This is a genomic window from Acidovorax carolinensis, from assembly GCF_002157145.1.
Lineage (GTDB): Bacteria > Pseudomonadota > Gammaproteobacteria > Burkholderiales > Burkholderiaceae_C > Acidovorax > Acidovorax carolinensis.
Genome location: NZ_CP021361.1, coordinates 1,723,168 through 1,745,689, shown reverse-complemented (window position 1 = coordinate 1,745,689; position 22,522 = coordinate 1,723,168). Strand labels below are relative to the sequence as shown.

Annotated in this window: 18 protein-coding genes, 1 other RNA gene and 2 pseudogenes; 16 read left to right on the top strand and 5 right to left on the bottom strand. The window is 63.2% G+C overall.

Going from position 1 to position 22,522, the window contains the following annotated elements; all coding sequences use genetic code 11:
* Nucleotides 1–30: 30 nt before the first annotated feature.
* From CBP34_RS08245 to ompA, 5 genes are all read right to left on the bottom strand, one after another.
* Nucleotides 31–273, bottom strand: a complete 243-nt coding sequence (locus tag CBP34_RS08245; RefSeq protein WP_094097741.1) for a hypothetical protein — start codon at nucleotides 271–273, stop codon at nucleotides 31–33.
* 676 nt (nucleotides 274–949) lie between these two features.
* Nucleotides 950–1,336, bottom strand: a transfer-messenger RNA (tmRNA) gene (gene ssrA, locus CBP34_RS08240).
* A gap of 12 nt (nucleotides 1,337–1,348) precedes the next feature.
* Nucleotides 1,349–2,014, bottom strand: a complete 666-nt coding sequence (locus CBP34_RS08235) for an HAD family hydrolase (protein WP_086927140.1) — start codon at nucleotides 2,012–2,014, stop codon at nucleotides 1,349–1,351.
* 8 nt (nucleotides 2,015–2,022) lie between these two features.
* Nucleotides 2,023–2,733 (bottom strand): bifunctional 2-polyprenyl-6-hydroxyphenol methylase/3-demethylubiquinol 3-O-methyltransferase UbiG, encoded by a 711-nt coding sequence (gene ubiG / locus CBP34_RS08230; RefSeq protein ID WP_094097740.1) that lies wholly within the window; start codon nucleotides 2,731–2,733, stop codon nucleotides 2,023–2,025.
* A 90-nt stretch (nucleotides 2,734–2,823) separates the two neighbouring features.
* Entirely contained in the window at nucleotides 2,824–3,465 is a 642-nt protein-coding gene (ompA, locus tag CBP34_RS08225) for an outer membrane protein OmpA (RefSeq protein ID WP_086912135.1), read from the bottom strand.
* A gap of 224 nt (nucleotides 3,466–3,689) precedes the next feature.
* Between ompA and gyrA the strand changes: the two genes are divergently transcribed.
* The 16 genes and pseudogenes from gyrA (at nucleotide 3,690) to CBP34_RS08145 (ending at nucleotide 22,487) form a co-directional block, all read left to right on the top strand.
* Nucleotides 3,690–6,392, top strand: coding sequence for a DNA gyrase subunit A (gene gyrA, locus CBP34_RS08220; RefSeq protein ID WP_094097739.1), 2,703 nt, complete (start codon nucleotides 3,690–3,692; stop codon nucleotides 6,390–6,392).
* 99 nt (nucleotides 6,393–6,491) lie between these two features.
* Nucleotides 6,492–7,601, top strand: coding sequence for a 3-phosphoserine/phosphohydroxythreonine transaminase (serC, locus tag CBP34_RS08215; protein WP_094097738.1), 1,110 nt, complete (start codon nucleotides 6,492–6,494; stop codon nucleotides 7,599–7,601).
* 41 nt (nucleotides 7,602–7,642) lie between these two features.
* Nucleotides 7,643–8,740 carry a prephenate dehydratase gene (pheA, locus tag CBP34_RS08210; RefSeq protein ID WP_086912132.1) on the top strand — a complete coding sequence of 366 codons (1,098 nt, stop codon included), beginning with the start codon at nucleotides 7,643–7,645 and terminating at the stop codon, nucleotides 8,738–8,740.
* Between the two features lie 9 nt (nucleotides 8,741–8,749).
* Entirely contained in the window at nucleotides 8,750–9,622 is an 873-nt protein-coding gene (locus CBP34_RS08205; protein ID WP_094097737.1) for a prephenate dehydrogenase, read from the top strand.
* A gap of 132 nt (nucleotides 9,623–9,754) precedes the next feature.
* Nucleotides 9,755–11,786 (top strand): annotated as a pseudogene (locus CBP34_RS08200) (bifunctional 3-phosphoshikimate 1-carboxyvinyltransferase/cytidylate kinase).
* A gap of 207 nt (nucleotides 11,787–11,993) precedes the next feature.
* Nucleotides 11,994–13,679 carry a 30S ribosomal protein S1 gene (gene rpsA / locus CBP34_RS08195; protein WP_008905636.1) on the top strand — a complete coding sequence of 562 codons (1,686 nt, stop codon included), beginning with the start codon at nucleotides 11,994–11,996 and terminating at the stop codon, nucleotides 13,677–13,679.
* Between the two features lie 90 nt (nucleotides 13,680–13,769).
* Nucleotides 13,770–14,075, top strand: a complete 306-nt coding sequence (locus tag CBP34_RS08190) for an integration host factor subunit beta (RefSeq protein WP_086912128.1) — start codon at nucleotides 13,770–13,772, stop codon at nucleotides 14,073–14,075.
* Nucleotides 14,076–14,230: 155 nt separating this feature from the next.
* Nucleotides 14,231–14,545 carry a LapA family protein gene (locus CBP34_RS08185; RefSeq protein WP_086912127.1) on the top strand — a complete coding sequence of 105 codons (315 nt, stop codon included), beginning with the start codon at nucleotides 14,231–14,233 and terminating at the stop codon, nucleotides 14,543–14,545.
* Nucleotides 14,535–15,692, top strand: coding sequence for a lipopolysaccharide assembly protein LapB (gene lapB, locus CBP34_RS08180; protein WP_086927132.1), 1,158 nt, complete (start codon nucleotides 14,535–14,537; stop codon nucleotides 15,690–15,692). Before CBP34_RS08185 ends, lapB begins: the two co-directional genes overlap by 11 nt.
* Before the next feature lie 101 nt (nucleotides 15,693–15,793).
* Nucleotides 15,794–15,943, top strand: a pseudogene (locus tag CBP34_RS20350) (ComEA family DNA-binding protein); the annotation flags it as partial.
* A gap of 292 nt (nucleotides 15,944–16,235) precedes the next feature.
* Nucleotides 16,236–19,187: a monovalent cation/H+ antiporter subunit A gene (locus CBP34_RS08170; protein WP_094097736.1), complete on the top strand. Its 2,952-nt coding sequence runs from the start codon at nucleotides 16,236–16,238 to the stop codon at nucleotides 19,185–19,187.
* Complete coding sequence (locus tag CBP34_RS08165) at nucleotides 19,187–19,552, top strand: Na+/H+ antiporter subunit C (RefSeq protein WP_086912123.1); 366 nt, start codon at nucleotides 19,187–19,189, stop codon at nucleotides 19,550–19,552. Before CBP34_RS08170 ends, CBP34_RS08165 begins: the two co-directional genes overlap by 1 nt.
* A 70-nt stretch (nucleotides 19,553–19,622) precedes the next feature.
* The gene (locus CBP34_RS08160) at nucleotides 19,623–21,356 is read left to right on the top strand and encodes a monovalent cation/H+ antiporter subunit D (protein ID WP_094097735.1); all 1,734 of its coding nucleotides are present in this window, start codon (nucleotides 19,623–19,625) and stop codon (nucleotides 21,354–21,356) included.
* Nucleotides 21,353–21,841, top strand: coding sequence for a Na+/H+ antiporter subunit E (locus tag CBP34_RS08155; protein WP_086912121.1), 489 nt, complete (start codon nucleotides 21,353–21,355; stop codon nucleotides 21,839–21,841). Before CBP34_RS08160 ends, CBP34_RS08155 begins: the two co-directional genes overlap by 4 nt.
* Before the next feature lie 41 nt (nucleotides 21,842–21,882).
* Nucleotides 21,883–22,119 carry a K+/H+ antiporter subunit F gene (locus CBP34_RS08150; RefSeq protein ID WP_236748566.1) on the top strand — a complete coding sequence of 79 codons (237 nt, stop codon included), beginning with the start codon at nucleotides 21,883–21,885 and terminating at the stop codon, nucleotides 22,117–22,119.
* The gene (locus CBP34_RS08145) at nucleotides 22,116–22,487 is read left to right on the top strand and encodes a monovalent cation/H(+) antiporter subunit G (RefSeq protein ID WP_094097734.1); all 372 of its coding nucleotides are present in this window, start codon (nucleotides 22,116–22,118) and stop codon (nucleotides 22,485–22,487) included. The genes CBP34_RS08150 and CBP34_RS08145 overlap by 4 nt, the downstream gene beginning before the upstream one ends.
* Nucleotides 22,488–22,522: the final 35 nt, after the last annotated feature.

Here is a 22,522-nt window from a genome sequence, read left to right as displayed (position 1 = left end):
ATTCTGTACGTAAACCCATGCGCGCCGCCCCTACTGCACCAGCGATACGGCCCCCACCAACAACGCGGTCACCAGCGCCACGGTCACCACATGCCCCGCAACAACAGCCTGCAGCCATGCGGCCCCGGCGACAAACCGCTCCAGTTGCCCGCGCAGCGCAGCACAATGCGCCAGATGCTCGCCCAGGTGGGAGAGCTCCACCAGCGATACGTCTGCAGGCTGCCCCACGCAAGACGTGTCCCACGCAGCGGCAAAGGTGGATGAATGGGACATGGAGGGCTCCTAGACAAATGGACCGCACAGCGAAAAATGCGGCACGTAAATCCTTTTTTACCTGGGTGGAGTGCACTTAGTCTGTACGCTGTCGAACAAACGCAGTTACCCCGATCTCCCTCCCGCAATAATCAGTATTGACCGTCCACAAACATCCACCGGCCATCACGCAGCCGATGGCGTAGATACACCTGTGGAAAAAGGCGTTCATCAGAGCTACTGAATGAACCCCACGACCGTTGTATTGGAAACTTTGAGGGCGATTCCTCTGATCAGATCAGCCTTGCCCTCAACATGCCCCCGTGGGACTTGGAGGCACGCGATTTGCAAGGCCTTTCAATGTGCATCTTTCCATGGTAATCGAACGAAATTCGCATTTAACGTGATCGCCACGATTGGTCCGATTCATTACGTGCAATGCGCTGGGTTCACGAATTCTTACATCGTCGCGCACCACCACGTGGCGACGATAGGCTTCGGCTCATGGACGGCAATACTCAGATTACGCAGGCGATCTACGAATGAAATACCGGGCACAGGGATGACCCGGCAGAGCGCAATGGAACTGCCGGGCTCGCAGTGGTGGCGCTCGAGACGCCATGCTCTAAAGCCACGCTAACAGTGGGGGAACGGGCAAAAAAAATCCCAACCGGATAAGGGTTGGGATTTCACATTATGGTGGAGCTGGCGGGAATTGAACCCGCGTCCGCAAGCCTTCATCGGGCAGATCTACATGTTTAGCGATCTGATTTAAGTCTCGCCACCGTTGTCGCGCAGTCGCACGCTACACCGGCCGCCAGCACCCTATTTTCTCACCCCAATCCAAGGTACCCGGATCAAGGCCAGCCCATGTAATTATCCTTGCAGCCGGGAGGCGCTGATTACTCAGAACCCCCTTGCCCAGCCCATCGGCCAACTGTTGCAAGGCTCACTGGCAATTAAGCAGCGAGTGCGAAACGTTCGTCGTTTGCAGTTAGTTTTTTAAATCGAGATTTACGAGCGTGACTCAAGCTCGACATGCACCACACCGATTCCGAACCCACGTCGAAACCAGGACAGCCCCAAGACAGCTATTTTAGGCCCTTCCAAGCAATTGCAAGAGCTCGGTCGGTGAATTTATTACCGCATGGGCTCCCCACTGCAAAGGGTCTGACTTCGCTCCCAGATATCCATACGTTGCAGCCACAGTTCCCATGCCAGCGGCAAGGCCGGCGATGATATCGCGCTCATCGTCACCGACATAGATACAGTGGTCCGGAGCCAATCCCAGACGCGCTGCAGCCTCCAAAAGGGGTGCGGGGTGCGGCTTGGCGTGGGGTGTTGTGTCCCCGCTCACAACAGCGCTGGCTGTAGTGAACAGCGGCATGGCAAGGGTGAGTGGTTGAGTAAACCGGGCCGATTTATTAGTAACTACACCCCATAGCATTTGTTTGTGTAGCAACTGCTCAATCAGTGGCCCCACCCCATCAAAGACAGTGGTCAGATGGGTCATGCGTCTTTCGTAATTCACGAAAAACTCTTCACGCAACGCTTCATAGTCAGGGTGTTCTGGCGTCAGGCCAAACGCTTCGCCCAGCATGCCCCGCGCTCCGGCACCGGCCATGGGGCGGTAACGGTCCGCAGGCAAGGACGGCATACCACGGTCTGTGCGCATCTTGTCAGCAGCGGCACCGAGATCGGGAGCGCTATCAATCAAGGTCCCATCCAGATCGAACAGCACAGCGCGAATGTTGTGAAACATGCAGCGCCTCAAGAAGCACGCCGAGTGGCAAACATATAGTTGACACTGGTATCGTTACCAAGCCAGTAGCGGCGGGTGAGCGGATTGTGTTCCAAGCCGCAGGTGTGCATGACGTCCAGTCCAGCGGCGCGGCAGCTAGCAGCCAGTTCGCTGGGACGAATCAGCTTGGCGTATTCGTGCGTGCCGCGTGGCAGCATGTTCAAAATGTATTCTGCCCCCAGAATGGCTAACATGAAGGCCTTGGCGTTGCGGTTGATAGTGGAAAAAAAGACCCATCCACCCGGCTTCACGAGTCGTGCGCAGGACTGAACAACAGATGCAGGGTCTGGTACATGTTCAAGCATTTCCATGCAGGTCACCACGTCGAAGCTCTCGGGCTGCTCTGCAGCCAACGCTTCGATGCTCACTTCCCGGAAATCCAGGTTGGCAGTTTGCACCTCCAATGCATGCAGTCTGGCCACACGCAATGCTTTTGTGGACAGATCGATGCCGGTGACGGTAGCCCCCTTGCGCGCCATGGAATCCGAAAGAATGCCGCCGCCACAACCAACATCCAACACGCGTTTTGACGACAAATCTGCCAAGCCGTCAATCCAGTCCAGACGAAGTGGGTTGATTTGGTGCAAGGGCCGAAATTCACTCTCAGGATCCCACCATCGGTGGGCCAGTTCAGAAAATTTGGCCAGTTCGGCAGGATCGGCGTTCACAGATTCACTCATGACAGTCATTGTCCATCAAGCCCCAGACGAGAAAAGTACAGACGTAAAAAAGGCCCGAAACCGGGGCCCTTTTTGTGAGCAATCCGAGGATTACTTGGCAGCAGCGCGGGTACCGACCACTTCGATTTCGACGCGGCGGTTCTTTGCGCGACCTTCTTTGGTCTTGTTATCAGCGACAGGCTGCTTTTCGCCCTTGCCTTCGGTGTACACGCGGTTCTTTTCGATACCCTTGGAGACCAGATAGGCCTTCACGGCTTCGGAACGACGTACCGACAGCTTCTGGTTGTAGGCATCGGAGCCGACGGAGTCGGTGTGACCCACAGCGATGATGACTTCCAGGTTGATGTCCTTGACCTTGGAAACCAGATCATCCAGCTTTGCCTTGCCTTCGGGCTTCAGAACAGACTTATCGAAGTCGAAGAAGGCGTCGGCAGCGTAGGTCACCTTGGTGGCCACAGCAGGTGCTGGAGCGGGAGCAGGTGCAGCGGCGGCAGGCGCTGGAGCAGCAGCAGGCGCTGGAGCAGCAGCTGGGGCAGCAGCCAGAGCGCCGTCGCAGCCTGGAGCAGCCGTTGCGGGCGTCCAGTTGGCATCGCGCCAGCAGTATTCGTTGGTGCCGTTCTTCCAGACCAGCTCGTTGGAGCCATTTTTCCAGTTGTCGACGGTTTGTGCGCCAGCGGCGGTTGCGAGCGCTGCGGAGGCAAACAACATCGCCACTTTGTTCAGTTTCTTCATGGTTCTCCTCTTGGGGAAAAAGCCGCAGCCGCGCTGCGAATCAGGACGTCATCGGTGACCATCACCAAAAACGTTCAATCGATTGTGCCATACGTAACAGGGCAAGTGAGGGTACGGCGGTTAAGGTTCCGTAGGACAAAAGCGCAATTGCCACGATATGTTGCTAAGCCGCTACATGCACTTGCCCCTAAAATGACTCTCCTTTGCCGTCACCGCCGCCCCCAATGACCCAGTTTGCCAAAGAAACCCTGCCCATCAGCCTTGAAGAGGAGATGCGGCGCAGCTATCTCGACTACGCCATGAGCGTGATCGTGGGACGGGCATTGCCCGATGCGCGGGATGGCCTCAAGCCCGTCCACCGGCGCGTGCTCTTTGCCATGCACGAGCTCAACAACGACTGGAACCGTCCATATAAGAAGTCGGCCCGCATTGTGGGCGACGTGATCGGTAAATACCACCCACACGGCGACTCGGCGGTGTACGACACCATCGTGCGCATGGCACAAGATTTCTCACTGCGCCACATGCTGGTGGATGGCCAGGGCAACTTCGGTTCGGTGGACGGCGACAGCGCCGCCGCCATGCGATATACCGAAATCCGCCTGGCCAAAATCGCGCACGAGATGCTCGGCGATATTGACAAGGAAACTGTCGATTTCGGCCCCAATTACGACGGCAGTGAAAAAGAACCCTTGGTACTGCCCAGCAAGCTCCCTAATCTGCTGGTCAATGGCTCGGCCGGTATTGCGGTGGGCATGGCCACCAACATTCCGCCCCACAACCTCAACGAAGTGGTGGATGCCTGCCTGCACATGCTGCGCAACCCGGAAACCACCATCGACGAGTTGATGGAGATCATTCCGGCGCCCGACTTCCCAACGGCCGGCATCATCTACGGCATCAATGGCGTGAAGGACGGCTACCGCACCGGTCGAGGCAAGGTGGTGATGCGCGCGCGCTGCCACTTCGAGGACATCGACCGCGGCCAGCGCCAATCGATCATCGTGGACGAGCTCCCCTACCAGGTCAACAAGAAGACGCTGCAGGAGCGCATGGCCGAGCTGGTGCACGAAAAGAAGATCGAGGGGATCAGTCACATCCAGGACGAGTCCGACAAATCCGGCATGCGCCTGGTGATCGAACTCAAGCGCGGCGAAGTGCCCGAGGTGGTGCTGAACAACCTGTACAAGCAGACGCAGTTGCAGGATACCTTCGGCATGAACATGGTGGCGCTGATCGACGGTCAGCCCCGCCTGTGCACCCTGAAGGACCTGATCAGCGTCTTCCTGCAGCACCGCCGCGAAGTGGTGACCCGCCGCACCGTGTTCGAACTGCGCAAGGCGCGCGACCGCGGCCATGTGCTCGAAGGCCTGGCCGTCGCCCTCGGAAACATTGACGATTTCATCCGCATCATCCGCGAATCGCCCACGCCGCCCGTAGCCAAGGCTGAACTCATGACGCGCTCCTGGGACAGCAAGCTGGTGCGCGAAATGCTCACGCGCACTCGTGCGGACGGCGGCGTGATCAACGCTGACGACTACCGCCCCGAAGGCCTGGAAAAGGAATTCGGCATGGGCCAGGACGGCCTGTACCGCCTGTCGGACACGCAGGCCCAGGAAATCCTGCAGATGCGCCTGCAGCGCCTAACTGGGCTGGAGCAGGACAAGATCGTGGCCGAGTACAAGGAAGTCATGGCAGTCATCGAAGACCTGCTCGATATTTTGGCCAAGCCCGAGCGTGTATCGGTCATCATTGGCGACGAACTTACCGCCATCAAGCAGGAATTCGGCCAGCACAAGCTTGGCGCACGCCGTAGCGTGGTGGAATACAGCGCCCAGGACCTCTCCACCGAAGACCTGATCACGCCCACCGACATGGTGGTGACGCTGTCCCACACTGGCTACATCAAGAGTCAACCCTTGAGTGAATACCGCGCCCAAAAGCGCGGTGGTCGCGGCAAGCAGGCCACGGCCACCAAGGAAGACGATTGGATCGACCAGCTCTTCATCGCCAATACGCACGACTACATCCTGTGCTTCTCCAACCGTGGCCGCCTGTACTGGCTCAAGGTCTGGGAAGTGCCGGCGGGTTCGCGCGGCTCGCGCGGCCGCCCCATCGTCAACATGTTCCCGCTGCAGGAAGGCGAAAAGATCAATGTGGTCCTGGCGCTCACGGGCGACATGCGCACCTTCCCGGCCGACCGCTACGTATTCATGGCCACCAGCATGGGCACCGTGAAGAAGACGGCGCTCGACGAATTCAGCAACCCGCGCAAGGGCGGCATCATTGCCGTCAACCTCGATGATGGCGACTACCTGATCGGCGCGGCCCTCACCGATGGCCAGCACGACGTGATGTTGTTCAGCGACGGCGGCAAGGCCGTGCGCTTTGACGAAAACGACGTGCGCCCCCTGGGCCGCCAGGCCCGTGGCGTGCGCGGGATGATGCTGGAAGAAGGCCAGAGCGTGATCTGCATGCTGGTGGCCGAAGACGAAAACGCAAACCGTGAGGGCTCCGAGTCAACACGCACCAGCGTGTTGACCGCCACCGAAAACGGCTACGGCAAGCGCACCAGCATCACCGAATACACCCGCCATGGCCGAGGCACCAAGGGCATGATCGCCATCCAGCAAAGCGAGCGCAACGGCAAGGTCGTGGCCGCCACGCTGGTGCATGCCGACGACGAGATCATGCTGATCACCGACAAGGGTGTGCTGGTGCGCACCCGCGTGAGCGAGATCCGCGAACTGGGCCGTGCCACGCAGGGCGTGACGCTGATTGCGCTGGACGAAGGCTCCAAGCTCAGTGGCCTGCAACGCATTGTCGAAAACGATGCGAACATGGCCGACGAGCAAGCCGATGGCGGATCGGGCACGGACAGTGGTGCTACCGCTGAGCCCGACACCCCGGACTCGCCAGACGCTTGAGCCCCCGTATCGCACGATCCGCGCGCTACCAGCGCTATTAAAAACGAAGCTGCTCGCGCTTATTCAGCAAGCGCTGGAAGCCTTTTTGATCAAAATTCGATGACACGCCCGCACAACTTCTCGGCCGGCCCGGCCGCCATTCCCACCGAAGTCCTGGAACAGGCTGCAGCCGAAATGCTGGACTGGCACGGCAGCGGCATGGGCGTGATGGAGATGAGCCACCGCGGCAAAGAGTTTTTGTCAATTTACGAGCAGGCAGAGGCCGACCTGCGCGAGCTGCTGGCGGTGCCCTCCCATTTCAAGATCCTGTTCATGCAGGGTGGCGGCCTGGCCGAGAACGCCATCGTGCCGCTGAACCTGTCGCGTGCCGGCGCAATCGATTTCGTGGTGACCGGCAGCTGGAGCCAAAAGTCGCAAAAGGAAGCGCGCAAATACGCTTCCGAAGTCAACGTGATCGCGTCGGGTGAAGACAATGGATTCACCACATTGCCCGACCCTGCGGGCTGGACGGTCAGCCGGGGTGCCAGCTATCTGCATATCTGCAGTAACGAAACCATCAACGGCATCGAGTTCCACCAGTTGCCCGACCTGAAGGCGCTGGGCAGCGACGCCCCGCTGGTGATCGATTTTTCGTCCCATGTGGCTTCGCGCCCCGTGGACTGGACGCGCGTGGGTCTGGCCTTCGGTGGCGCGCAAAAAAACCTGGGGCCTGCGGGCCTTACGCTGGTGGTGGTGCGCGAAGACCTGCTGGGCCACGCCCTGCCGGCCTGCCCCAGTGCGTTCGACTACAAAATCGTGGCCGACAACCATTCCATGTACAACACGCCGCCCACCTGGGGCATCTACGTGGCAGGTCTGACCTTCCAGTGGCTCAAGCGCCAGCGCGAGGGTGAACACAGCGGCGTGGCGGCGATCGAGCAGCGCAACATCGCCAAAGCCCGCCTGCTGTACGACGCCATCGATCAATCGCAGTTCTATGTCAACAAGGTGGCAGCCAACTGCCGCTCGCGCATGAACGTGCCATTCTTCCTGCGCGACGAGAGCCGCAATGACGCCTTTCTGGCGGGCGCCAAGGAGCGTGGACTGCTGCAACTCAAGGGACACAAGTCGGTGGGCGGAATGCGCGCCAGCATCTACAACGCCATGCCCCTGGCAGGCGTGCAGGCGCTGGTGGACTACCTGCGAGAATTTGAACAAAAACACGCCTGAACACCCGTTCAGCCGCACGCTCCGCGAACGCCCCGTCATTCATGAACAATCCACAAGCCTCCCCCGACCTCGCCAGCCTGCGCGTGCAGATCGACAACATCGACCAGCAACTGCTCACGCTGCTGAACCAGCGTGCGCTGGTCGCCGAACGGGTGGGCGAAGTCAAAAAACGCGAAGGCACGCCGTTCTTCCGACCCGATCGCGTGGCACAGGTGATCGAGAAGATCCAGACCGCCAACCCCGGCCCGCTCAAAGACGCCCATGTAGCGGCCATCTGGCGCGAAATCATGTCGGCCTGCCTGGCGCTCGAATCGCCCCAGCGCGTGGCCGTGCTGGGCCCGGAAGGCACGTTCTGCGAGCAGGCGGCGATTGAATTCTTCGGCGGCGCCGCTGACCTGATGTACTGCGCCAATTTCGACGAGGTTTTTCACGCCACGGCGGCGGGCAGTGCGCAGTATGGCGTGGTGGGCGTGGAGAACTCCACCGAAGGCGTGGTCACGCGCTCGCTCGATCTGTTCCTGCACACCCCCACCCATGTGGTCGGCGAAGTGAGCCTGCTGGTGCGCCACAACCTGCTGCGCACCAGCAATTCGCTGGATGGCATCGAGGTGGTGCTGGCCCACCCGCAGGCGCTGGCCCAATGCCAGGCCTGGCTGTCCAAGCACCTGCCGCATGCCGAGCGCCGACCGGTCTCCAGCAACGCCGAGGGCGCGCGCCTGGCCACCACCAACCCCGCGTGGGCCGCCTTGTCCAGCGAGCGCGCAGCGCAGCAGTTTGGCCTGCACATCGTGGCCCATGCCATTCAGGACGATGCCTACAACCGCACACGGTTCGCCATCATCTGCCTGCCCCACACGCTGCAGACGCCGCCGCCCTCGGGCAAGGACTGCACCAGCCTCATAGTGTCCGTGCCCAACCGGCCAGGCGCCGTGCATGACTTGCTTGTGCCGCTCAAGACCCATGGCGTCTCGATGACGCGCTTTGAATCGCGCCCAGCCCGCACGGGCCAGTGGGAGTATTACTTCTACATCGATCTTGACGGCCATCCGGCCCAGCCCCATGTCGCGCGGGCACTGGAAGAGCTGCGCAGCCTGTGTGCGTTCTACAAGGTTCTGGGAACCTACCCTGTCTCAGCGTGAGGAGCAGGCATGTTTGAACAACTCGGACTGATCGGTTGCGGCCTCATGGGAGGCTCTTTTGCACTCGCGATGAAGAAGGCCGGCCTCGTCAAACGCGTGGTCGGATACAGCAAATCCCCCTCCACCACCGACCGCGCCCGCCAGCTGGGCGTGATCGATGTCGAGGCCCCTTCGGCCCTGCTGGCCGTGGCGGGGGCCGATATCGTGCTGCTGGCCGTGCCGGTTGCTGCCACGGAGGCCACGCTCAAGGCCATCAAGCACCTCGTCACGCCGCAGATGCTGATCATGGACGTGGGCTCCACCAAGGCCGATGTGGTGCAGGCGGCCCGGCGCTCCCTGCGCGACCAGCTGGGCTCGTTCGTGCCTGCGCACCCGATCACCGGGCGCGAGGTTTCCGGTGTGGAACACGCTGATGCCGAGCTGTACAGCGGCCGCCAGGTCATCCTCACCCCCATCGAGCGAACGCTCACCGCGCAGCTGCAAAAAGCCGAAGAGGTATGGGCGGCTTTGGGATGCCGGGTGACCAGCATGTCGCCCGAATCGCACGATGCGGCCTTTGCCGCGGTCAGCCACCTGCCGCACCTGCTGGCGTTTGCCATGATGAACAGCATCACCGGTCAATCGAACGGCGACGATTTCCTGTCGCTGGCGGGCCCGGGCTTTCGCGACTTCACCCGCATCGCCGCAGGCGACCCCAAGATGTGGCGCGACATCCTGCTGTCCAACCGCGAAGAGTTGCTCGCCCAGTCGCGCCTGTTCCAGCAGGCCCTGCACACCTTTGAGCAGGCCATGGAAAAAGGCGACTCGCAGCGCCTTGAAGACATGCTCACCCTGGCCAGCGAGACCCGTGCCCACTGGCGCATGGGCGCAAAGAGAAAATAACCCCCTGAGTCGCCTGCGGCGCCTTCCCCCAAGGGGGACGCCACCCGTGGCCTGGCAAAGCCAGTTCCACGGTGGCACTGGCCTAGGACACGCCGGTGCACACGACATTGGCCTAACCGGAAAACCACACCGATGTACAGCACCGCATTCTTAGATCTGCCTCCCATGCAAGCCGTGTCCGGCGAGGTCCACCTGCCCGGCTCCAAGAGCATTTCCAACCGCGTGCTGCTGCTGGCCGCCCTGAGCCGTGGCACCACCACCGTGCACGACCTGCTGGCCTCCGACGACACGCTCGTGATGCTCGATGCGCTGCGCCAGATCGGCTGTGTGGTGGACGAAACCGGGGCAGCACTGTGTGCATTACCGGTCTGGGTGGCCGTGCACCGCTGTCGCCCGCCAAACTCTTCATGGGCAACGCTGGCACCGCCATGCGACCCCTGACGGCAGCCCTGGCGCTGCTGGGCGGCGAATTCGAACTGTCTGGTGTGCCGCGCATGCACGAGCGCCCGATTGGCGATCTGGTCGATGCGCTGCGCCAGCTCGGTTGCCAGATCGACTACCTGGGCAACGACGGCTACCCCCGCTGCGTATTGCCCATGCCCAAGGTGTTCCAGCATTGGCACTGTCCGCACCGATCCGCGTGCGCGGCGATGTGTCCAGCCAGTTCCTCACCGCGCTGCTCATGGCGCTGCCGCTGGCCGCCGCTACGCAGGCGGTGGTGATCGAGGTCGTGGGCGAGCTGATCTCCAAGCCCTATATCGCCATCACCCTTCAGCTGCTGGCGCGCTTCGGCATCGTGGTCGAGCACCAGAACTGGCAGCGATTCACCATCCCGGCGGGCAGCAAATACCAGTCGCCTGGCAGCATCCATGTGGAGGCCGATGCCTCATCCGCTAGCTATTTCATAGCGCTTGGCGCAATTGCACCAAGCGCTACAGGTCAAAAAGGCATCAAGATTCAGGGCGTAGGCCTGGATTCGATCCAGGGCGACATCCGCTTTGTCGAAGCGGCGCGGGCCATGGGCGCCGTGGTAACCGGTGGTGCCAACTGGCTGCAGATCGAACGCGGTGCATGGCCCCTCCAGGCCATCGACCTGGATTGCAATCACATCCCCGACGCGGCCATGACATTGGCCGTCATGGCGCTGTATGCCAATGGCACCACCACGCTGCGCAACATTGCCAGCTGGCGCGTGAAGGAGACAGACCGCATCGCCGCCATGGCCACCGAGCTGCGCAAGCTTGGCGCCACGGTCGAGGAGGGTGTCGATTTTATCCGCGTGACCCCACCCGACCGTGTGGAAGTCTGGAAACCCGCCAGCATCCACACCTATGACGACCACCGCATGGCCATGTGTTTCTCGCTGGCAGCCTTCAACCCGGCGCACCTGCCCGTGCGCATCGAAGACCCCAAGTGCGTGGCCAAGACCTTTCCGGACTACTTTGAAGCCCTGTTCTCTGTCACCCAGACAGCCACGGATCACATTCCGGTGATATGCATCGATGGCCCCACGGCCTCGGGCAAAGGCACGGTGGCGGCGGCCGTGGCACAGCGGCTGGGCTACCGGTTCCTGGATTCGGGGGCGATGTACCGCATCACCGCACTGGCCGCGCTGCGCGCTGGGCTGGCGATCGAAGCAGACCACGAAACGCGCATTGCGGCGATGGCCCAGAACCTGCCTGTGCGCTTTGAAGGCGGCAGGGTGTTGCTCGGTGGCGACGACGTGACCGATGCCATCCGCACCGAAGAAGCCGGCATGAACGCGTCCCGCGTCTCTGCCCTGCCCTCCGTGCGCACGGCCCTGGTTCAACTCCAGCACAGCTTTCGGCGTCTGCCGGGGCTGGTCGCGGACGGCCGCGACATGGGCACGGTGATCTTCCCGGACGCCCCTTTGAAGGTTTATTTGACGGCCAGCGCCGCCTGTCGGGCAGAACGCCGCCATAAACAGTTGATTTCAAAGGGTTTTTCAGCTAGTATCGAAGATCTTCGCGCAGACCTCGAAGCACGCGACGCCCGGGACAGTACCCGCAGCGTCGCACCGCTCAAGCCCGCGCAAGACGCTCTGGTCCTGGACAACTCCACCTTGACGATTGATGAAGCCGTCAATCAGGTGTTGGCCTGGTGGCAGGAGCGGCAGCCTTTCGCAGTCTCTGCGCCGGGCTGAAACGTACGGGGCCTTTGTTAAAAGTGGGCCCCGCAAGCAATGCCGAAAGGCCTTGCAACAGGCCCATGCAGCCCCTTTCGCGCGCCAGCGCACAGGTTGCCTGGATCGATAACCTAACCCGCGGTTCTACCGCAAAAAACCACCGCAAACAGCTATAAAAACGACAGCAATGGTGCTGCCGGAATCCTGTTTGTGGCAAGGAAACACATGTCCGAATCTTTTGCCGCCCTTTTTGAAGAATCCTTGACGCGCACGGAAATGCGCCCAGGCGAAGTCATCACCGCTGAAGTCGTGCGCGTCGAGCACAACTTCGTGGTCGTGAACGCTGGCCTCAAGTCTGAAGCCTACGTGCCGCTGGAAGAGTTCAAGAACGACAAGGGCGAAGTCGAAGTCCAAGTGGGTGACTTCGTGTCGGTGGCCATTGGCTCCATCGAAAACGGCTACGGCGACACCATCCTGTCGCGCGACACCGCCAAGCGTCTGGCTTCCTGGATGAGCCTGGAAAAGGCCCTGGAATCCGGCGAATTCGTCACTGGCACGACCAGCGGCAAGGTCAAGGGCGGTCTGACTGTCCTGGTCAACGGCATCCGCGCATTCCTGCCCGGTTCGCTGATCGATACCCGTCCGATCAAGGATCTGACGCCGTACGAAAACAAGACCATGGAATTCAAGGTCATCAAGCTGGACCGCAAGCGCAACAACGTGGTGCTGAGCCGCCGCGCTGTGGTGGAAGCGTCCATGGGCGAAGAGCGCGCCAAGCTGATGGAAACCCTGAAGGAAGGCTCCATCGTTCAGGGCGTGGTCAAGAACATCACCGAATACGGTGCGTTCGTGGACCTGGGCGGCATCGACGGCCTGCTGCACATCACCGACATGGCATGGCGCCGCGTGCGTCACCCTTCCGAAGTGGTGACCGCTGGCCAGGAAATCACCGCCAAGATCCTCAAGTTCGACACCGAGAAGAACCGTGTCTCGCTGGGTCTGAAGCAAATGGGCGACGACCCATGGATGGGCGTGAACCGCCGCTACCCCCAAGGCACCCGCCTGTTCGGCAAGATCACGAACATTGCCGACTACGGCGCGTTCGTCGAACTCGAACCCGGCATCGAAGGCCTGGTGCACGTGTCTGAAATGGACTGGACCAACAAGAACATCGCTCCCGCCAAGCTGGTTTCGCTGGGCGACGAAGTCGAAGTCATGGTCCTCGAAATCGACGAAGACAAGCGCCGCATCAGCCTGGGCATGAAGCAGTGCAAGGCCAACCCATGGCAAGAATTCGCACAGGACACGAAGCGCGGCGACCGCGTGAAGGGTCCTATCAAGTCGATCACCGACTTCGGCGTGTTCGTGGGCCTGGCTGCCGGCATCGACGGCCTGGTGCACCTGTCTGACCTCTCGTGGAACGAAGCCGGCGAAGCCGCCGTGCGCAACTACAAGAAGGGCCAGGAAGTCGAAGCCATCGTGCTGGCCGTGGACGTGGACCGTGAGCGCATCTCCCTGGGCATCAAGCAGCTCGACGGCGACCCGTTCACCACCTTCGTGACCGTGAACGACAAGGGCCAGACGGTGACCGGCAAGGTCAAGACCGTGGACGCCCGTGGCGCTGAAATCGACCTCGGCGAAGACATCGTGGGCTACCTGCGCGCTTCGGAAATCTCCCGCGACCGCGTGGAAGATGCCCGCAACGTGCTCAAGGAAGGCGACGAAGTCACCGCTGTGGTGGTCAATGTGGATCGCAAGACCCGCAACATCCAGCTGTCGATCAAGCAAAAGGACATGGCCGACGAACAAGGCGCCATGGCCAACCTGAGCCAGCAATCGAGCCGCGAAAGCGCCGGAACGACCAGCCTGGGCGCCCTGCTGCGCGCCAAGCTGGACAACTCGGAAAAGTAAAGCGCTGACCCGTTAAACGGTCAGACAGCGGGCGCCTTGTGCGCCCGCTTCTCTTTCAGCCCCTGATTCCCCGCCATGCCCCAAGACTCCATGACCCGCTCCGACCTCGTTGAAGAACTGGCCGCCCGCTTTGGTCAACTGACGCACCGAGATGCCGAATTCGCCGTCAAGACCATACTGGACGCCGTGGGTGACGCCCTGGTGCGGGGGCACCGCATCGAGATCCGGGGCTTTGGCAGTTTTTCTGTGAACCACCGCCCACCCCGCATGGGCCGCAACCCGCGCAGTGGCGAGGCGGTGGCCATTCCGGAAAAGCGCGTGCCGCATTTCAAGCCAGGAAAGGCACTTCGCGAATCCGTGGACCAGCGCACGGCCGAGCTGGAAAAAGGTCTTTGAGAGACCATTACTTCAAATTTGATAGCGGCTTGCGCTTGATGGATAAGCGCTTGCGGCACAAATCATGCTTAACCCGTGAGTAACCTCCGCCGCGCACCATTGCGGCCAGGTCCCATGAGCAAGCTCTTAGAATCTCCCCACCACCGGGGAGCTCCATGAAATACCTCCTGTGGCTGCTCAAGGCAGCCATTTTTTTTACGCTGTTTGCGTTCGCGCTGAACAACCAGCAAGACGCCACCGTGCATTTTTTCTTCGGCACGCAGTGGCGTGCGCCTTTGGTGCTGGTGGTGCTGACCGCGTTTGCTGCCGGCCTGGTGGTGGGCGTTCTGGGCATGGTGCCCCGCTGGTGGAAGCACCGCCGGGCGGCGCGCCGCGCCGATGTGTCTGCAAGCCCATCGCCTGCGCCAACCGCTCCCGCACCAACCACCGCGCCATCGTCCGCCGAAATGCTGCCCCCCCATGGAATTTGATATCAGCTGGATCCTGCTGGGTTTGCCCCTGGCATTTGTACTCGGCTGGCTGGCGTCGCGCTTTGACCTGCGCCAGCTGCGGGCGGAAAACCGCCGTGCTCCCAAGGCCTATTTCAAGGGACTGAACTTTCTGCTCAACGAGCAGCAGGACCAGGCCATCGATGCCTTCATCGAAGCGGTGCAGAACGACCCCGACACTTCCGAACTGCACTTTGCCCTGGGCAACCTGTTTCGCCGCCGGGGCGAATACGACCGCGCAGTGCGGGTGCACGAACACCTGCTGTCGCGCGGCGACCTGTCCCGCGCTGACCGGGAGCGCGCCCAACACGCCCTGGCGCTCGATTTTCTGAAAGCCGGCCTGCTCGACCGGGCCGAAGCGGCGTTAAACCAGCTGGAAGGCACGCCCTTCGAGAGCCAGGCCCGCCTTGCCTTGCTGGCCATCTACGAACGTTCGCGCGACTGGCCCCACGCCGCCGGCATTGCCCGCAAGATGCACGACGCCAGCCAAGGCGATTTCAGCACCCGTCAGGCGCATTACCTGTGCGAACAGGCGCAAGCCTGCATTGCCAGCAACGACCGCGCTGGCGCTCTGGCCCTGCTGAACCAGGCCGTGGACACCGCGCCCGACGCTGCCCGCGCCCGCATCGACCTCGCCCGGCTGCAGCAGCTGATGGGTGACACCGGTGCGGCCCTGGGCACCCTGCAGGCACTCAGCCGGCTGTCTCCCGCCGCGCTGCCCCTGGCCACGCCCCTGATGGTCGAAGCGGCCATCGCAGCGGGCACAGCGCCGGAGATGCAGGCATTGCTGCAAGCGCATTACGCCGAGGCGCCTTCGCTGGATGTTCTGGAAGGCATCGTGGCCTTACAGACCCGTGATGCCACAGCGCAGGCCACAGCGCGACAGTGGTATGTCCGGCATCTGGACAAAGAAAAATCCCTGGTGGCGGCCGCCAAGTGGCTGGCAGAAGAAAGGCTGGAGCACGAAGAGTTCCACCCCCAGGTGCAGCGGGCGCTTGACCATGCCGTCAAACCGCTCACACGCTACCGCTGCGCAGCCTGCGGCTTCGAGGCCCGCCAGCATTTCTGGCAATGCCCGGGCTGCCAGACCTGGGACAGCTACCCCGCGCGCCGGGTCGAAGAGCTCTGAGCCGGCTGCACGAGCAGGTGGTCATCCAGCGTGTGCGGCGGGCATGGCTATGATGACCACGCGGCTTCATCGTGCCGCTTCATCCATCAGGAGCTCCATCCATGCTGAAGAAAATACTGGCCCTTGTCGCCATGCTTTATGCCGCCGCCTCGTTTGCAGCGGTCGATGTGAACAAGGCTACGGCCGCTGAACTGGACGGCATCAAGGGCATCGGGCCGGGCCTGTCGGGCAAGATCATCGAAGAGCGCAAGCACGGTGCGTTCAAGGACTGGAACGACTTCATCCAGCGGGTGCGCGGTGTAGGCGAGGCCAATGCCGGCAAATTTTCTGCCGAAGGCATGACGGTGAACGGCCGGGGCTTCAAGGCCTCTGCTGCGGCCCCACGCGGGCTGCCGCCAGCGCTCCCAAACAATAAGCGCCCCACGCAGGCACCAAGCCCGCTGCGGCGGGTTTTCTTTGGGGACCGGCACCCCGGGGCAAACGCCTGGGCACGCATGGTCTTTTCAATGACGGGAGCAGGCCGCCCCGTAAAATTGCCCGCGCATGCCCCTGATCACCCTCATTCTTCTTCCCTTCATCGGCAGCTTCCTTGCGGCGGTATTGCCTGCAAATGCCCGCAACACCGAATCGACCGTGGCGGGGCTGATTGCCCTGTTCTGCACCGTGCAGGCCGCGCTCTACTTTCCCCAGATCGCCGACGGCGGCGTGCTGCGCCAGGAAATTGAATGGCTCCCGGCGCTGGGGCTGAACCTGGTCATCCGCATGGATGGCTTTGCGTGGATGTTCTGCATGCTGGTGCTGGGCATCGGCGCACTGGTGGTGCTGTATGCGCGCTACTACATGTCGCCTGCCGACCCGGTGCCGCGTTTCTTCTCGTTTTTTCTCGCCTTCATGGGGGCGATGACCGGCGTGGTGCTGGCGGGCAACATCATCCAGCTGGCGTTCTTCTGGGAACTGACCAGCCTGTTTTCCTTCCTGCTGATTGGCTACTGGCACCACCGGCGCGATGCGCGGCGCGGCGCACGCATGGCGCTCACCGTGACCGGCACGGGCGGCCTGTGCATGCTGGGCGGCATGCTGGTCATCGGCCGCATCGTGGGCAGCTACGACCTCGATCATGTGCTCGCAGCCGGCGAGCAGGTGCGCAACCATCCGCTGTACCTCACGGCCCTCGTCCTGTTGCTGCTGGGCGCCTTCACCAAGAGCGCGCAGTTTCCGTTTCACTTCTGGCTGCCCAATGCCATGGCCGCGCCCACGCCCGTTTCGGCCTATCTGCACTCGGCCACCATGGTGAAGGCCGGCGTGTTTCTGCTGGCCCGCATGTGGCCCGTGATGGGCGGCACCGAGCCCTGGTTCTGGCTGGTGGGCGGCGCGGGCCTGGCCACGCTGCTGGTGGGCGGTTATGCGGCGATGTTCCAGAACGACCTCAAGGGCCTGCTTGCCTACTCGACCATTTCGCACCTGGGCCTCATCACCCTGCTGCTGGGCCTGAACAGCCCGCTGGCCGCCGTGGCCGCCGTCTTTCACATCATGAACCACGCCACCTTCAAGGCCTCGCTGTTCATGGCCGCCGGCATCGTGGACCACGAAAGCGGCACGCGCGACATCCGGCGCCTGTCGGGGCTGCGCACCATGATGCCGGTCACCGCCACGCTGGCCATGGTGGCCAGCGCCGCGATGGCGGGCGTGCCGCTGCTCAATGGCTTCCTGTCCAAGGAGATGTTCTTCGCCGAAACGGTGTTCGTGGACACCACGCCGCTGGTAGCCGCTTTGCTGCCCGTTGCCGCCACCGTGGCGGGCATGTTCAGCGTGGCCTATTCGCTGCGCTTCACGGTCGATGTGTTCTTTGGCCCGCCGGCCACCGATCTGCCCCACCCGCCGCACGAACCCCCGCACTGGATGCGCGTGCCGGTCGAATTGCTGGTGCTGGCCTGCCTCGTGGTGGGCATGCTGCCGGCCTGGTCCGTGGGCCGCTTTCTGGATGCGGCGGCAAGGCCCGTGGTGGGCGGAGAACTGCCGGCCTTCAGCCTCGCTGTGTGGCACGGCTTCAACACGCCCTTCGTCATGAGCCTGGTGGCCCTGGGCGGCGGCATCGTGCTGTATCTGGCGCTGCGGGCGCTGCGAGCCGCCGGCCAGGTGGATGCGCCGCCGCTCATGCACCACATCCAGGGGCGGCGCCTGTTTGACGGCGGCCTGGCCCTGTTCACGCAAATGGGGCGCAACGGCCGGCGCATGCTGTCCACCCAGCGCCTGCAGTGGCAGATGCTGTGGCTGGTGAGCGCGGCGCTGGCCGCGGGCGCTCTTCCGCTGTGGAGCCAGGGTGTGCAACTGGGCCAGCGCAGCATGCTGCCGCTGTCGCCCGCGTTCGCGCTGCTCTGGGCCGTGGGCATGGTCTGCGCCGTAGCGGCCGCCTGGCAGGCCAAATACCACCGCCTGGCGGCGCTCACGCTGGCGGGTGGAGCAGGACTTTGCACCTGCATCACGTTTCTGTGGTTCTCGGCGCCCGACCTGGCACTGACACAGATCGTGGTCGAGATCGTGACCACGGTGCTCATCCTGCTGGGCCTGCGCTGGCTACCCAAACGCGACGAAACCCTGCGTGTTGCCACCTCTGCCGAGCAGGCCACCACCCGCTGGCGCCGCCAGCGCGACATGGCGCTGGCGCTGGCAGCCGGCGGCGGCATGGCCTGGCTGGCCTTTGCCATGATGAGCCGCCCCTTTCCCGACAGCACGTCCACCTTCTTCCTGGAAAATGCCTTGAGCCAGGGCGGCGGCACCAACGTGGTCAACGTGATGCTGGTGGATTTTCGCGGTTTTGACACCTTTGGTGAAATCGTGGTGCTGGGCGTGGTGGCCCTCACCGTATATGCACTGCTGCGGCGCTTTCGCCCCGCGCGCGAAACGATGGACCTGCCCGAGCAGCAGCGCAACTTGCCGGCCGACCTGCAAACCGACCTGCTCAATCCGCGCCACGCCACCGACACTGCCGTGGGCTATCTGATGGTGCCTGCCGTGCTGGTGCGCCTGCTGCTGCCCTTTGCCACCGTGGTGGCGTTCTACCTGTTCATGCGCGGGCACAACGAACCCGGTGGCGGATTTGTGGCGGGGCTGGTGATTTCGGTGGCGCTGCTGCTGCAATACATCATCTCGGGCACACACTGGGTCGAGGCCCATATGCCGCTGCTCCCCCGGCGCTGGATCGGCACCGGCCTGCTCTTCGCCCTGGCCACGGGGCTCGGCGCGATCGTGGTGGGCTATCCGTTTCTCACCAGCCACACCTTCCACCTGACGCTGCCGCTGCTGGGCGACATCCATGTCGCCAGCGCCATGTTCTTTGACATCGGCGTTTTCACGCTGGTGGTGGGCTCCACCTTGCTGATCCTCACAGCCATTGCCCACCAATCGGTGCGCGGCCACCGCTATCACGCCCGCCTGGCCGAAGAAGCGGCCGAGCGCGATGCCGACCACACATCCGCACAGGAGGCCACCCGCTGATGGAAATCGTTCTGGTCATCGCCATCGGCGTGCTCACAGGCTCGGGCGTGTGGCTGCTGCTGCGCCCACGCACCTTCCAGGTCATCATGGGGCTGTCGCTGCTGTCGTATGCCGTCAACCTGTTCATCTTCAGCATGGGCCGACTGGGCCTGGCGATCGACAAGGAGCCGGTGCTGCGGCCCGGCCTGCCGCATGATCTGGCGCACTACGCCGATCCCATGCCGCAGGCGCTGGTGCTCACGGCCATCGTCATCGGCTTTGCCATGACGGCCCTGTTTCTGGTGGTACTGCTGGCCTCCCGCGGCATGTCGGGCACCGACCATGTGGACGGCAGCAGCGCCCGCGACCTGCAGGAGATGCCATGAACACCGCGCCGCATTCCCCGCACGCTCGGCGCCCTGCCCGCGCCGCCGCGCCGCGCACCGGGGTCACCCCATGACCGAAGGCCTGACCGCACTGGTGGTGCAAGCAACCTCGGCACTGATGCCGCACCTGATGCTGGCCCCCATCGCCCTGCCCCTGCTCACGGCCGCACTCATGCTGCTGATGCGCGAGGAGCACCATCGCCTGAAGCTCACCCTCAACGTGCTTTCCACCGCGCTTGGCCTGCTGGTGGCGCTGGCCCTGTTGCTGTGGTCCGACCAGCCCGGTGCCACCAGCAGCATGGGCGTGTACCTGGCGGCCAACTGGCAGGCGCCGTTCGGCATCGTGCTGGCCCTGGACCGTCTCTCGGCCATGATGCTGGTGCTGACCAGCGTGGTTGCCCTGGCCTCCATCGTGTTTGCGGGGGCCCGCTGGCACCGTGCGGGCGTGCATTTCCATCCGCTGTTCCAGTTCCAGCTCATGGGCCTGGCGGGCGCCTTTCTCACGGCCGACCTGTTCAACCTGTTCGTGTTCTTCGAGATCATGCTGGCCGCGTCCTACGGCCTGCTCCTGCATGGCTCGGGCCGGCCGCGTGTGCAGGCGGGGCTGCACTACATCGCCATCAACCTGGCAGCGTCCTCGCTGTTCCTGGTGGGCGTGTCGATGCTGTACGGCATCACCGGCACGCTGAACATGGCCGATCTGGCGCAGACCATTCCACTGGTGGCCGCTGCCGACCGCGGCCTGCTGCACGCGGCCGCCGCCATCCTGGCCACGGCATTCCTCATCAAGGCCGCCGTGTGGCCGCTCAACTTCTGGCTCGTGCCCGCCTACAGCGCCGCCACAGCGCCGGTGGGCGCGCTGTTTGCGCTGATGACCAAGGTAGGCATCTACACCATCTTGCGGCTGTGGACCCTGCTGTTCAGCAGCGAGGCCGGCGCCTCGGCCCTGTTCGGCAGCCTGTGGCTGATCGTCGGCGGCATGCTGACCATGGGCTTTGGTGCCGTGGGCATGCTGGGCTCGCAGCGCCTGACGCACCTGGCGGGGTTTGCGGCCATCCTGTCATCCGGCACCCTGCTGGCCGCGGCGGGCTTTGGCCAGAACCTGCTCACGGCCGGGCTGCTGTATTACCTGCCCAGCTCCACGCTGGCCGTCAGCGCCCTGTTCCTGACTGCCGACCTGATCGACCGCTGGCGCAACGACGGCGCCAGCTACGCACCGTTCGAGCAGGCCGACAACGCACCCTTTCTCAACGCCGAACTCGTCCCCACCGAGGGGCTGAACCTCGACGAGGATGAGGAAGTGCTGATCGGCCGCGTGATCCCCGCTGCCGCCGCCCTGCTGGGCCTGGCCTTTCTTGTCTGCACGCTGGTGATTGCCGGCCTGCCGCCGCTGTCGGGCTTTGTCGGCAAGGTCGCCATGCTCAGCGCCCTGCTCAACCCGCTGGGCCTGGCCTCTTCGGCGGGAACCCAGCCGGGCGTGCCGGGCTGGACGCTGTTTGCCCTGATGATTGCCACCGGCCTGCTGGCGCTGATTGCCCTCTCGCGGGCCGGCATCCGCCACTTTTGGGCCACCCATGAACGCGTTGCACCGCAGCTCCGGGTGCTGGAAGGCCTGCCCATCGCCGTGCTGCTGGCGCTGTGCATTGCACTGACCGTGATCGCCGGGCCCGTGATGCAGTTCACCCAGGCCACGGCCGACGCCCTGCATTCGCCGGGCACCTACATCCGCGCCGTGATGCAGGCAAAGCCGGTTCCTGGTCCGGTCACACCGGACCGTGCCAATCTGCCCCGGGAGGCCCCATGAAGCGCCTGCTGCCCGCCCCCCTGCTGTCGGCTGCGCTGTTCTTGCTATGGCTGCTGCTCAACCAGTCACTCAGCCCCGGCAACCTGGTGCTGGCGCTGTTGCTGGCATGGCTGATCCCGTTGTTCACGCGCGGGCTGCGGCCGTTGCCGGTGCGTATCCGTCGCCCGGGCACGGTGCTGCGGCTGGGCTTTACGGTGGTGGCCGACACGGTGGCATCGAACATTGCCGTAGCGCGCCTGCTGCTTTCTCCCCGGCGACCGCGCCATGGCGCCAACTTTGTGCTTATTCCGCTGGAACTGCGCGACCCCAATGCGCTGGCCGTGCTGGCCATGATCGTCTGCATCACGCCCGGCACGGCCTGGGCCGAGCTCTCGCTGGACCGCTCGATGCTCATGCTGCACGCCCTGGAGGTGGACGACCCGCAGACCCTGATCGACCACGTCAAGCAGTACTACGAGCGGCCGTTGATGGAGATTTTTGAGTGAACCACCCCGTTCTTTCCTGGGCCCTGCCCATTGCCCTGGGCATGCTGGTGCTGGCCATGGTGCTCGCCCTGGTGCGGATGCTCAAGGGCCCCTCGGCACAAGACCGCGTGCTGGCCCTTGACTGCATGTACCTCAACGGCATGCTGCTGGCGCTGGTGCTGGGCATTCACTATGGCAGCAGCGCGTATTTCGAGGGGGCGCTGCTGATCGCGCTGTTCAGCTTTGTCGGCACGACGGCCATGGCCAAATTCCTGCTGCGCGGCGAGGTGATCGAATGACCGATGCCGCGCTGCCGCTGTGGGCAGAAATCACCATCGCGGTACTGGTGCTGGCGGGCGCAGCCATTGCGCTACTGGGCTCCTGGGGGTTGCTGCGCCTGCAAACCTATTTCGAGCGCGTGCACGCGCCGTCCATCATTGCCACCATGGGTTGCTGGTGCATCATGCACGGCACCATCGTGTATTTTTCGCTACAGGGAGAGGGCCTGGCACTGCACTCCCTGCTGATCGCGCTGTTCGTGGCCATCACGGTGCCCGTGACCAACATCTTCCTCATGCGTGCCGCCCTGTTCCGCGCGCGGCGTACGGGCAGCGATGTGCCCCCCAGCCTGAGCCGCAGCACGGCCTCGGTCGAGCGCGATTCGTGATGGATTCCGTGGCATGTTCTTGCCACGATTTGCTC